Annotated in this window: 10 protein-coding genes; 8 read left to right on the top strand and 2 right to left on the bottom strand. The window is 50.6% G+C overall.

What is annotated here, in order from left to right:
* Position 1: 1 nt before the first annotated feature.
* The 6 genes from MKZ32_RS07175 (at position 2) to MKZ32_RS07150 (ending at position 3,903) form a co-directional block, all read left to right on the top strand.
* On the top strand, positions 2 to 1,417 hold the full coding sequence (locus MKZ32_RS07175; protein ID WP_239796646.1) for a PhoH family protein: 1,416 nt from the start codon (positions 2 to 4) through the stop codon (positions 1,415 to 1,417).
* A 106-nt stretch (positions 1,418 to 1,523) separates the two neighbouring features.
* Positions 1,524 to 1,919, top strand: a complete 396-nt coding sequence (gene msrB / locus MKZ32_RS07170) for a peptide-methionine (R)-S-oxide reductase MsrB (protein WP_239796645.1) — start codon at positions 1,524 to 1,526, stop codon at positions 1,917 to 1,919.
* Between the two features lie 23 nt (positions 1,920 to 1,942).
* Positions 1,943 to 2,485, top strand: coding sequence for a septation protein A (locus MKZ32_RS07165; RefSeq protein WP_239796644.1), 543 nt, complete (start codon positions 1,943 to 1,945; stop codon positions 2,483 to 2,485).
* Positions 2,486 to 2,788, top strand: a complete 303-nt coding sequence (locus tag MKZ32_RS07160) for a YciI family protein (protein ID WP_239796643.1) — start codon at positions 2,486 to 2,488, stop codon at positions 2,786 to 2,788. It begins immediately after the preceding gene.
* Positions 2,789 to 2,829: 41 nt separating this feature from the next.
* Positions 2,830 to 3,075, top strand: a complete 246-nt coding sequence (locus tag MKZ32_RS07155; RefSeq protein ID WP_239796642.1) for a BolA family protein — start codon at positions 2,830 to 2,832, stop codon at positions 3,073 to 3,075.
* A gap of 36 nt (positions 3,076 to 3,111) precedes the next feature.
* Entirely contained in the window at positions 3,112 to 3,903 is a 792-nt protein-coding gene (locus MKZ32_RS07150) for a peptidylprolyl isomerase (protein ID WP_239796641.1), read from the top strand.
* A 69-nt stretch (positions 3,904 to 3,972) separates the two neighbouring features.
* Here MKZ32_RS07150 and purL read toward each other — a convergent pair whose 3' ends face one another.
* Entirely contained in the window at positions 3,973 to 7,935 is a 3,963-nt protein-coding gene (gene purL / locus MKZ32_RS07145; RefSeq protein WP_239796640.1) for a phosphoribosylformylglycinamidine synthase, read from the bottom strand.
* Positions 7,936 to 8,015: 80 nt separating this feature from the next.
* On the opposite strand from purL, the gene MKZ32_RS07140 reads away from it, so the two are divergent.
* Together MKZ32_RS07140 and MKZ32_RS07135 are read left to right on the top strand one after the other, a co-directional pair.
* Positions 8,016 to 8,870, top strand: coding sequence for an NAD(P)H-hydrate dehydratase (locus MKZ32_RS07140; RefSeq protein ID WP_239796639.1), 855 nt, complete (start codon positions 8,016 to 8,018; stop codon positions 8,868 to 8,870).
* 230 nt (positions 8,871 to 9,100) lie between these two features.
* A complete protein-coding gene (locus tag MKZ32_RS07135; protein WP_239796638.1) occupies positions 9,101 to 9,856 on the top strand; it encodes a fused MFS/spermidine synthase in 756 nt (251 codons plus the stop codon).
* A 118-nt stretch (positions 9,857 to 9,974) separates the two neighbouring features.
* On the opposite strand, the gene ppsA is transcribed toward MKZ32_RS07135, so the two are convergent.
* Complete coding sequence (gene ppsA / locus MKZ32_RS07130) at positions 9,975 to 12,359, bottom strand: phosphoenolpyruvate synthase (RefSeq protein WP_239796637.1); 2,385 nt, start codon at positions 12,357 to 12,359, stop codon at positions 9,975 to 9,977.
* Positions 12,360 to 12,388 lie beyond the last annotated feature (29 nt).

The following is a 12,388-nucleotide window of genomic DNA, read 5'->3' as shown; positions in this document are numbered from 1 at the left end:
TATGCCCCCCCGCAAAATAGTGGCTGAAAATCATGCTACCAAATTATTCGTGCTGGATACCAATGTGCTAATGCACGATCCAACCAGCCTGTTCCGTTTTGAGGAACATGACATTTACTTGCCGATATTCGTGCTGGAAGAGCTGGACAACAATAAAAAAGGCATGACTGAAGTCGCACGCAATGCGCGACAGGCCAGTCGGTTCCTCGACTCTTTGATCAGCGAGAGTACACATAACATTGATGCCGGCGTACCGTTACAAACGCCAAGTAACAAGAGCGCTACCGGTCGTCTGTTTTTGCAAACCCAGTTCATCACCAACGAATTGCCTGCCAATATGGCAATCGGCAAAGCTGACAACGCTATCCTTGGGGTAGTAATGTTCCTCCACAACCAGCAACCCAAGCGTTCCGTGATCTTGGTCAGCAAGGATATCAACATGCGCATTAAAGCGCGTGCGCTGGGATTGGATGCGCAGGACTATTTTAATGACAAGGTGCTGGAAGATACCGACCTGCTTTACACCGGCGTACTGGCATTACCGCAGGATTTTTGGGATAAACATGGCAAGGATATGAAATCCGGCCCCCAAGGTGAGCACACTTTTTACAATATTCAGGGGCCGCTATGCCGTGACATGCTGTTAAATCAATTTGTTTATCAAGAAAACGGCGGTCATCCTTTCTATGCTGTAGTCACCGAACAGAATGACAACACTGCCATGTTGCGCACGTTGACTGACTATACCCACACCAAAAATGCCATCTGGGGAATTACTGCACGTAATCGTGAACAGAGTTTTGTGCTCAATCTGCTGATGAACCCGGAGATTGATTTTGTTACCCTGCTCGGTCAGGCTGGTACCGGCAAGACCCTGCTAACGCTCGCCGCTGGGTTGGTACAGATGCTGGAACATAAATTGTATTCAGAAATCATCATGACCCGCGTCACCGTGCCGGTTGGTGAAGACATTGGTTTTTTACCAGGTACCGAGGAAGAAAAAATGTCGCCCTGGATGGGCGCGCTGGATGACAATTTGGATGTACTCAATAAACCCAACGACGAAAGCGGAGAATGGGGGCGAGCCGCCACGCGCGATCTGATCCGTTCGCGCATCAAGATCAAATCCCTTAACTTCATGCGTGGACGCACTTTTTTGAATAAATATCTGATCATTGATGAAGCCCAGAACCTCACGCCCAAACAGATGAAAACGCTGATCACACGCGCTGGCCCGGGCACCAAGGTAGTATGCATGGGCAACATCGCACAGATTGATACACCTTACTTGACCGAAGGCAGCTCTGGGCTGACTTATGTGGTAGATCGTTTCAAGGGCTGGCAACACAGCGGACATGTCACCTTGCAAAGAGGAGAACGCTCACGTCTGGCCGACCATGCCGGAGAGGTGCTGTGAGTAACGGTCACTTCGTTATCTCAATTTCAACCTTTCAGCCCCCATTGCACTCAAATGAGAAGCTTGGGAGACGATTTGTCAGATTACCTATTTTGAAGATAGCCTAATGAGCGAAAAAATCCAAAAACCTGACGCCATCTGGCGCAACGAGCTTTCCCCCGAACAATACAAAGTATGCCGCCAGTGCGGCACTGAACCCGCATTTACTGGTACGTATTGGGATTGCCATGACAGCGGACTATATCGCTGTGTGTGCTGTGGTAACGCGCTATTCGATTCAAATGTGAAATATGAATCTGGCAGCGGCTGGCCCAGTTTCTGGCAACCACACCAACCTGACAGCATTACTGTGAAAAAAGATGACAGTCATGGTATGGAGCGCGCGGAAGTTCTGTGTAGCCGCTGCGATGCCCATCTTGGTCATGTATTCGAAGATGGCCCGAAACCGACAGGACTGCGCTACTGCATCAACTCCGCCGCACTGACGCTAGACCGAGAATAAACTTCCCTGCATAATCAATCGCCATGAAACTACTATTTGACCTATTCCCCGTTATCCTGTTCTTTGTCGCTTTCAAAATGTTCAACGTTTATGTTGCCACAGGTACTGCGATTGTCGCCACTATTGCCCAAATTGGGTGGGTGAAATGGCGGCACGGCAAGGTAGATACCATGCTATGGGTAAGCTTTGCCATCATTGCCGTATTCGGTGGCGCGACACTAATTCTTCACGATGAGACCTTCATCAAGTTTAAACCTACCATTCTATATTGGGTGTTTGCCATCATACTGTTGGGTTCCAATCTACTCTTAAAAAAGAATCTGATGCGTACTTTACTGAAGGAAAAAATTACGCTTCCAACTAAAGTATGGAACCAAGTCAACTTGGGCTGGAGTTTATTCTTTGTTCTGCTCGGCGTTGTAAACTTATATGTTGCATTTAACTTTTCTACAGATGCATGGGTTAATTTCAAACTTTTTGGTACCACTGGAATGATGCTAGTATTCGTACTGCTACAAGCAATGGCGCTGTCGAAATACATGCAGGAAGAGAACGAAAGTAACTAAATGCTATATGCCATTATCGGCCATGATATACCTGATAGTTTAACAAAACGTCTGGCGACACGGCCCGCACACGTGGCGCGGCTACAGGCATTGCAAAACGAAGGACGTTTAATTCTGGCTGGCCCTTTCCCAAATGTGGATGCTGTGGATCCCGGCGCCGCGGGTTTTTCCGGCAGCTTGATAGTGGCAGAATTTGCTACATTAAAGGACGCGGAAACATGGGCTCAGGCTGACCCTTATATGATCGCTGGGATATATACGCAAATTCTGGTCAAACCGTTTAAGAAAGTATTTCCAATATGAACCATTTCGCAACCAATCACTCAAACAACCGCATAGAGCAGATGAATACTCTCCTTGCAGCGCTCCAACCCACAAAAATAGAGATTGCCGATGATAGCCATAAGCATGCAGGACACGTTGGAGCACGTAGTGGGGGCGGACACTATCGCCTCCTGATTGTGTCCACGCAGTTCGACAGTAAGCCTACTTTGACACGACACCGTATGATATATTCTGTGTTGGGAGACATGATGAAGCATGATATTCATGCACTGGCCATTGCTGCCTATACACCAGAAGAACTATAATTTTAACTTAAACTTTCAACGACTGAGGACAAAACAATGCTGAAATTTTCAAAACTTGCCACTATCGCTCTATTTTCTGTTTCTGCACTTGCAATGAATCAGGTTTATGCGCAAGAAAAACCCGCCGCAGTAGTGAATGGCGTCGCTATTCCGAAAGCGCGTGTGAACATGCACGTCAAGGCTGCAGCTTCGCAAGGTAAAATGGATAGTCCAGAACTGCGTCTCGCCATTCAAGATGAATTAATCAACCGTGAAATAATGGCCCAAGAGGCGGTAAAACAAGGTTTCGATAAACAACCTGAAACCATTAGCCAATTTGAGCTAGCCAAACAGACTGTTCTTGTAAATGCATTTTTACAGGATTACATTAAAAATCATCCAATTAGCGAAGATGCAATCAAGCAGGAATATGAAAATATTAAACAAACCACAGGAAGCAAGGAATATAACGCACGTCACATTTTGGTAAAAGATGAAAATGAAGCGAAATCTATTGCTGCCCAACTAAAAAAGGGAAGCAAATTTGAAGAACTGGCAAAAAAACACTCTCTGGATCAAGGTTCACGTGACAAGGGTGGCTCTTTGGGCTGGGCGTTGCCAGGCAATTTCACGCAGTCGTTTGCTGATGCGCTAGTAAATCTGAAAAAGGGTGGCGTGAGCGCACCGGTAAAATCTGATGCTGGCTGGCATTTAATCAAACAGGAAGATGTGCGTGATTTCAAGTTCCCTGCTTACCAGGAAGTGAAAGCAAATATACTGCAACGTCTACAACAGCAAGCCATACAGAAGGCCATCATTGACATGCGGGCCAAAGCAAAGATTGAATAACTGATTATTAAATGAAAATAAAAGGCGACCATTGGTCGCCTTTTATTTTGTATGCACGTTTGTAATCTATTAATTAACCCACTTGCGCGCATTCTGGAACATTCTCAACCATGCTCCACTTTCCTTCCATTCTGCTGGATGCCAGGAATGCTGCAACGCCCGGAACAATCTTTCCGGGTGCGGCATCATGATGCTGAATCGTCCATCAGTTGTGGTCAGTCCGGTAATACCCTGTGGCGAACCGTTTGGATTAAGCGGATAAATATCTGTCGGCTGGCCGTAGTTATCTACATAACGTAGTGTGACCAGCGGCTGCGCCGCCTTCAAGCGTTTGTCGTTACCGAAATGAGCATATCCCTCGCCGTGCGCCACCACGATGGGCATACGGCTACCTGCCATGCCATCAAATAAAATAGAGGGCGAGTGCTGAACTTCCACCATCACGAAACGCGCCTCAAACTGCTCCGACAAATTGCGCACAAAATGTGCCCAATGTTCTGCCCCTGGAATAATTTCGTGCAAATTGCTCATCATCTGGCAGCCATTACACACACCCAGAGCAAACGTATCATCGCGCTTGAAGAAGGCTTCAAACTCATCACGTGCACGTGAGTTGAACAAAATAGATTTTGCCCAGCCTTCACCAGCCCCTAGTACATCGCCATAAGAAAAACCACCGCACGCCGCCATGCCTTTAAAATCCGCCAATTTTACACGTCCAGCGATGATGTCGCTCATGTGCACGTCCACCGCCGCGAAACCGGCGCGGTCAAACGCCGCCGCCATCTCCACATGGCCGTTCACACCCTGCTCACGCAATATAGCGATCGTAGGACGTAATTTCAGCAGCACAGGTGCGACAATATTTTCGTTCAGGTCGTAAGTGAGTGTCACTTGCAAGCCAAGATCAGCGGCATCCAGAATGCGGTCATACTCCTGCTGGGCACAAACCGGGTTATCACGTAGTTTCTGCATCCGATACGTCGTTTCCGACCAGATGCGCTTCAGATTAATGCCTGTCTCACTGAACAATGTTTTGCCTTGCTGCACGATGTCTATCGTGCCGCTCTTATTCAGTGTAGCCACCGAACGAACCGCTGCAAGCCCAGCGCTATGGCACACGCCCAGTACATACTGTAAATCGCGGCAATGTACCTGCACTACCGCACCCAATTCTTCGTTGAACAATATACTTAAGTCATCTCCCTGCAATTCATCAAGATTTATGGTCAGGCCGACATGGGTAGCAAACGCCATTTCGCATAGCGTGGTAAACAATCCACCATCCGAACGGTCATGATAAGCCAACAATTTGCCCTCGCCATTCAGGCGCTGGACAACGTCGAAAAAGATTTTCAGCTTGCCGGCATCATCCAGGTCTGGTCCAACATTGCCCACCTGTTTATACACCTGCGCCAGCGCCGAGCCACCCATGCGATTCTTGCCCTCGCCCAGATCAATCAATAGTAATGCAGTGTCCAGATTGGCTGCCAATTGCGGCGTCAATGTCAAACGTGCATCCATGCACGGCGCGAAGGCTGTCACGATGAGCGACAATGGGGCCGTTACCGCCTTCTTCTCTGTGCCTTCCTGCCATGCTGTACGCATGGACATGGAGTCCTTGCCTACCGGAATGCTAATGCCGAGTTGCGGGCACAGTTCCATGCCCACCGCACGCACGGTGTCAAACAGCGCGGCATCTTCACCATGATGGCCAGCGGCCGCCATCCAGTTGGCCGATAACTTAATGTCGCCGATTTTTTCGATGCGCGCCGCTGCAATATTGGTAATCGCCTCTCCCACAGCCATTCGTCCGGAAGCCGGGGCGTTCAACACCGCCAGCGTAGTGCGCTCGCCTAGCGCAAAAGCTTCACCCAATGCCGTATTGAAACCCATCAAGGTAACTGCCACATCCGCGACTGGAACTTGCCACGGCCCCACCATCTGGTCGCGTGCAGTCAAGCCACCCACCGTGCGGTCGCCGATGCTAATAAGGAAAGTTTTGTCGGCCACGGAGGGTAAGCGCAGCGTGCGCTCGATTGCATCTTTAAGATTTATTTTGCTGACATCAAATGCAGGAAGCTTCACATCCTCACGCTTTACATTGCGCGTCATTTTAGGTGGTTTGCCCAACAGTACCGACAGCGGCATATCCACCGCATTATTTTTAAATAATTCGTCATGCACGATCAATTGGTCGTCGGCAATTGCGTGCCCCAATACTGCGAATGGACAGCGTTCACGCTCGCACAAGGCTTTAAACTCATCCAAACGTACCGAATTTATCGCCAGTACATAGCGTTCCTGCGCTTCGTTGCTCCAAATCTGCATCGGCGACATACCTCGCTCTTCAGAAGGAACAGCACGCAATTCAAAACGAGCGCCACGTCCGCCGCCATGAACTAGTTCCGGCAAAGCGTTGGAAATGCCGCCCGCACCAACATCGTGTATGGACAAAATGAGATTGTTGTCACCCATCTGCCAGCAACGGTCAATTACTTCCTGGGCACGACGTTGCATCTCAGGATTACCACGCTGCACCGAAGCAAAATCCAAATTTTCCGCATTGGCACCTGTATCCATGCTGGATGCCGCACCGCCGCCTAGACCGATCAACATCCCTGCTCCACCCAATTGGATCAGCAGCGCGCCCACCGGCAATGCATGCTTGTGTGTGTGTTGCGCTGCGATACTGCCCACCCCGCCGGCCAGCATAATTGGCTTGTGATAACCGCGCATCTCGCCGTTCACAGCCTCTTCAAAGGTGCGAAAATAACCGGCCAGATTGGGACGACCAAACTCATTATTGAACGCTGCACCACCAATAGGTCCTTCCAGCATAATCTGCAAGGCGGAAGCGATGCGTGACGGCTTGCCATAAATCGGAGGGGCTTTATCTCCACCCCGAAGAGGGTTAGCAAGAGCGCTGCCGTAAATTTCCCACGGCTGCTCAAAACCAGGAATATTCAAATTTGACACAGAAAACCCGGTTAGCCCCGCCTTGGGTTTAGAACCGGAACCAGTCGCACCTTCATCGCGTATCTCGCCACCCGCTCCAGTGGCCGCACCGGCAAAGGGAGAGATGGCCGTAGGATGGTTATGTGTTTCCACTTTCATCAACGTGTGCGTCAGCTCATCGCTATAGGCATAGCCGCCATCGGTGCGCGGATAAAAGCGCTCAATGCGCGCTCCTTCGATCACAGAGGAATTGTCGGAATACGCAACCACCGTACCTTCCGGATGCAGCTTATGGGTATTGCGGATCATGGCGAACAGTGAGATCGCTTGCTGCTCATCGTCTATCACCCAATCCGCATTGAAAATCTTGTGACGGCAATGTTCGGAGTTCGCCTGGGCAAACATCATTAACTCTACATCGGTAGGATTGCGCCCTATTCGATGGAAACTCTCCACCAAATAATCAATCTCATCGCTGGACAACGCCAGTCCCATCTCGATATTAGCCGCTGCCAGCGCTGCATTACCGCCGTGCATTGTGTCCACAATAGAGAGCGGCAATGGCTCACCGTGACGAAAAATATTTTTTGCCACATCATTAAAGCCTGTTTTGAGACTAACCACAGGATCAAACACGGATTCTGTCATGCGGTCATGCAGTAGCGGCAGCAACACTTTCAGTTCTGCTTGCGTCAGCGCTTTGCCCTTCTTGGTCTTAACGGAGTACACAACGCCGCGCTCAATGCGCTCAACACTATGCAGACTGCAATGCTGCGCAATTTCCGTGGCCTTGGAAGACCACGGCGAGATGGTACCCAAGCGCGGCACAACCAGCAGATGTTGTAACCTGTCTTTAACCCTATGCCCTCCCTCCCCCACTTTCGAATCATCCAAATCGAGCAACGTATCCAGCAAGTTGGCTTCAGGGACTGACAAATCCGTATTGAGCGCCACGAAATACCAATGGCATGCCTCTGCTAGAGATACATTTGGAAGGGCGCTGCTGATGACAGCACGCAATTTTTCAAGACGGAAGAAAGACAGCGCGGACTTGCCGGGGGACACGCGGAACATAAACAGGCTCTCAGGGGCTGTTAAAAACAGCTTGCCATTATACTATGCGACCTCATTTCCACCCGAAGGAAAATACATTCATGCCAGCCGCACCGCGCATCCCTACCATTACACAAAAACAAGTCGCCACCTTCCTGTCCCCTCGCCCGCGTGACAGCCATAAGGGTAACTTTGGCACAGTCGCCGTCATAGGAGGGGCCAGCGGCATGGTCGGCGCACCGCTGCTGGCTGCGCGTGCGGCGCTTAAGCTGGGCACTGGCTGCGTACATGTGGGCATGCTGGCGGACAACGCCCTGAATGTTGATATATTACAACCCGAGTTAATGCTGCATAGCGCTCAAGCGGCATTGCGTCTACCAAAGCTGGATGTACTGGCCATCGGCTGTGGTATGGGATATGACGACGCTGCTCAGAAAATTTTACACGATGCGCTCAAGCTGGATACCGTACTGGTGCTTGATGCTGACGCACTTAACATTCTCGCCCTCCGCCCAGATTTACACACTGTTTTGAGTTCACGCAAGAATGCCAACGTAATTACCCCTCATCCTGGCGAAGCCGCACGCCTGCTCGGCTGCAACACTGAAGAAGTGCAGGCCGCACGCGCTGAAACCGCACAAGAACTAGCTAAACGCTTTCATAGCACCGTGGTACTGAAAGGTGCTCATAGCTTGTGCGTCACTCGCGATGGCAAGACATATGTAAACAAGACCGGCAACCCCGGCATGAGTAGCCCCGGCATGGGCGATGTGTTGACTGGCATTATCGCCGCCTTTATCGCTCAAGGATTGGATGTGGACCAAGCCTTATTGTTGGCAGTGCACCTGCATGGCGCGGCAGGCGATGCGATGGCAAAACAGAAAGTTACAATCGGCATGACAGCTACTGAAGTGACAGAATGGGCGCGCTGGTTGTTAAACCAATGGATAATATAAAGGCGCCTCTAAAAATTCAAGTTTCTAGGCAAGACAAGGCACGAGTAAAAAACTTGAGCGCAGCATATAGTTAATAAGTAAGCGATAATTTTTTTCGAGTAACGTCGTATTGTGACGAAAATTGGATTTTTAGAGGTGACCATAAGGCAAATAGCTTCATTACGCATGCCTGCGCAGACCTGCATCCAAGCAAAGCAGCTGCAAAACAAACACAAATTTCGATAAAAATTATGAGCCTCTCAATTGATATTCGCGAGGAGTTCGGCGTCCGCACCCTGCACTTTGGATCTGAGTGGATCCAAGGTGCGATGCGCATCGCGCGTCCATGGAATCTGGAGCTCGATTACACAAAAGAAATGATGACGAGCCTACTATTCCGTGAGGAGACCCGTTTTCCGCGCAAGGTATTATTGATTGGCCTGGGTGCCGCCTCACTAACCAAGTTTCTTTATCGCAACCAACCACTGGCCAAGCTCACTGTGGTAGAAATTGAACCCGCGGTAGTCGCTGCCGCCCGGCAATTCTTCAAGCTGCCGGAAGACCCCAAGCGATTGAAAATAGTGATTGGCGACGGTGCCGAATTTGTCGCCAACAGCGACCAGACCTATGACCTGATACTGGTGGATGGATTTGATGCCAATGCCCGGGCTGGTGCGCTCGACACCTTGCCCTTCTATCAGGTTGTACGCGCTCACCTGAGCGAAGAAGGCATCATGGCCGTCAATCTTTTGGGGCACAGCCGTGGCTACAAGAGCAGTGTCGAACGCATCCACAGCGCCTTTGATGGCCGCGTCCTGGCTTTTCCTTCCTGCGACAGTGGCAACGCCATTGCCTTCGCCGTAGCGGGCGAACCAGTCTGCATTTCGATAGATGATTTGAAGGAGCAGGCGGTGATATTAAAAAAAGAAACTGGCCTCAACCTGCTTGCAACGTTGACTCGATTGGAGCAAGCACAGACCTGTAAAGGTGGAATGCTTGAAATATAACTTTGCTCACTATTAGTCGCGTTTGCTTACAAAAAAATATAGTGCGCATGTGCAGTCTGCATATTCCAATTTGACCCAATGACGAAAAATTGCCGCCATCATGAAATAAGACGAGCTATTATTTTTTAGCTGACTGATCTGCCAGATATAGCCATGTTTCTACTACGGTATCCGGATTCAACGAAACTGCCTCAATACCCTGCTCTACCAGCCACTGCGCCAAATCAGGATGATCGGACGGGCCCTGCCCACAGATGCCGATGTATTTATTGGCCTTGCGGCATGCCTGAATCGCCATGCTGAGCAACACTTTCACTGCCGGGTTGCGCTCATCAAATGCCCCCGCTATCAGCCCCGATTCACGATCTATACCTAAAGTAAGCTGGGTCATGTCATTTGAGCCGATGGAGAAACCATCGAAATACTCCAGGAACTGCTCGGCCAGCAAAGCGTTGGAAGGTATCTCGCACATCATTATCACACGCAGGCCGTTCTCGCCCCGTCGCAAGCCATTTTCAGCCAGTTCTTTTATCACCAGCTCAGCTTCATCCAGCGTGCGTACAAAGGGAATCATCACTTCTATATTGGTCAGCCCGATTTCATCGCGTACCCGGCGTATGGCACGGCACTCCAGCGCAAAACAATCGCGGAAGCTGTCGACAATGTAACGTGAGGCACCGCGTAAACCGATCATCGGATTCTCTTCATTCGGCTCGTATAGCGTACCGCCGAGCAAGCTGGAATATTCGTTGGACTTGAAATCTGAAAAGCGAACGATCACCGGTTTAGGTGCGAAGGCCGCGCCCAGCATGGCGATGCCTTCGGCCAACTTCTCAACATAAAAATCTACCGGCGTGGCATAACCCGCGGTCTTTGCCTCCACCTGCCCTTTTAACTCCGCTGACAAATTGGGATAGTCAAGCACCACTTTAGGATGTACACCTATCATCCGTGCGATGATAAATTCCAGCCGCGCCAGCCCCACGCCCGCATTGGGCAGACGGCTGGACTCAAACGCCAGTTCGGGGTTCGCCACGTTCAGACTGATTTTAATTGGCGGGGTCGGCATTTCATCCAGCGCTAAATCCGACACCTCAATGTCGAGCATGCCCTGATACACCTTGCCGACATCTCCCTCGGCACAAGAAACTGTCACTGCATCGCCAGGTTTAAGAATTTGCGTTGCATCGCCGCATCCCACTACTGCCGGAATACCGAGTTCGCGCGCCACAATGGCCGCATGACAGGTACGCCCGCCTCGGTTGGTGACAATCGCCGACGCGCGCTTCATTACCGGCTCCCAGTCAGGGTCGGTCATATCCGTTACCAGGACATCACCTGGCTGCACTTGGTTCATCTTGCTGGCATCCGCTACCAAGCATACCGGGCCGCTGCCAATACGTTGCCCGACGGCACGTCCGCTGACCAATATTTGGGACTGTTGCTTTAACCGATAACGCCTTAGCTTGCCTTGAGTTTCATGCGACTGCACCGTCTCCGGCCGTGCCTGCAATATATAGAGCTTGCCATCCAACCCATCCTTGCCCCACTCGATATCCATCGCGCGACCATAATGTTGCTCAATGATCAGCCCATATCGCGCCAACTCTTCCACCTCTGCGTCGGTAATGGAGAAGCGCTGACTCTCAGCCAGCGGAACCTCCACCGTGAGAACGGAACGCCCAGTTTCGTGTCCTGCACCGAATATCATTTTAATCGCCTTGCCACCAAGATTACGGCTGATCACTGCAGCTTTACCTTGCTTTAATGCAGGCTTGTACACATAAAATTCGTCCGGATTGACCGCACCTTGTACTACCGTCTCGCCCAACCCGTATGCGGAAGTGATGAGTACCGCCTGTTCAAAACCAGACTCAGTATCCAGCGTAAACATCACGCCGCTTGCGCCTACATCGCTGCGCACCATTCGCTGTACGCCTGCCGACAATGCCACATCCTGATGTTTAAATCCCTGATGAACACGGTAGGCAATAGCACGATCGTTATACAGCGAAGCGAACACCTGCTTAATAGCTGACAAGACATGATCCACGCCATGAATATTGAGAAAAGTTTCCTGCTGCCCGGCGAACGAAGCGTCCGGCAAATCTTCTGCCGTGGCAGAGGAACGAATGGCCCAGGAAATATCCACACCCGCTTCGGCCTGCATCTTTCCATAAGCGTCGCGAACTTCACTTTCCAAACGCGGCGGCAAAGGCGTGTCCACAATCCACTGGCGTATCCGGCTACCAACCTCAGCCAGCGCGGTCACATCGGTCACAGCAAGATTGTCGAGCACTGCGCGAATGCGCTTATCCAAATCACTCTGCGCGAGGAAATCACGATAGGCTGCGGCCGTGGTAGCAAAGCCACCCGGCACACGCACACCAAGATGGGCAAGCTGGCTGATCATTTCTCCAAGCGACGCATTCTTGCCGCCCACCTTGGCCACATCGCTCATACGCAATGCCTCAAGCCACACGATATACTGTTGCTGTTCCATACTTTTCTCCACTCAACAGACTGGCTAGA

The organism is Candidatus Nitrotoga arctica (genome assembly GCF_918378365.1).
In the GTDB taxonomy this organism is placed as follows: Bacteria; Pseudomonadota; Gammaproteobacteria; order Burkholderiales; family Gallionellaceae; genus Nitrotoga; species Nitrotoga arctica.
This window is presented reverse-complemented; position numbering and strand designations above follow the sequence as displayed.

Coding starts and splice junctions, on each gene's coding strand:
- MKZ32_RS07175 (WP_239796646.1), top strand. CDS start 2: ATGCCCCCCCGCAAAATAGTGGCTGAAAATCATGCTACCAAATTATTC.
- msrB (WP_239796645.1), top strand. CDS start 1,524: ATGAGCGAAAAAATCCAAAAACCTGACGCCATCTGGCGCAACGAGCTT.
- MKZ32_RS07165 (WP_239796644.1), top strand. CDS start 1,943: ATGAAACTACTATTTGACCTATTCCCCGTTATCCTGTTCTTTGTCGCT.
- MKZ32_RS07160 (WP_239796643.1), top strand. CDS start 2,486: ATGCTATATGCCATTATCGGCCATGATATACCTGATAGTTTAACAAAA.
- MKZ32_RS07155 (WP_239796642.1), top strand. CDS start 2,830: ATGAATACTCTCCTTGCAGCGCTCCAACCCACAAAAATAGAGATTGCC.
- MKZ32_RS07150 (WP_239796641.1), top strand. CDS start 3,112: ATGCTGAAATTTTCAAAACTTGCCACTATCGCTCTATTTTCTGTTTCT.
- purL (WP_239796640.1), bottom strand. CDS start 7,935: ATGTTCCGCGTGTCCCCCGGCAAGTCCGCGCTGTCTTTCTTCCGTCTT.
- MKZ32_RS07140 (WP_239796639.1), top strand. CDS start 8,016: ATGCCAGCCGCACCGCGCATCCCTACCATTACACAAAAACAAGTCGCC.
- MKZ32_RS07135 (WP_239796638.1), top strand. CDS start 9,101: ATGAGCCTCTCAATTGATATTCGCGAGGAGTTCGGCGTCCGCACCCTG.
- ppsA (WP_239796637.1), bottom strand. CDS start 12,359: ATGGAACAGCAACAGTATATCGTGTGGCTTGAGGCATTGCGTATGAGC.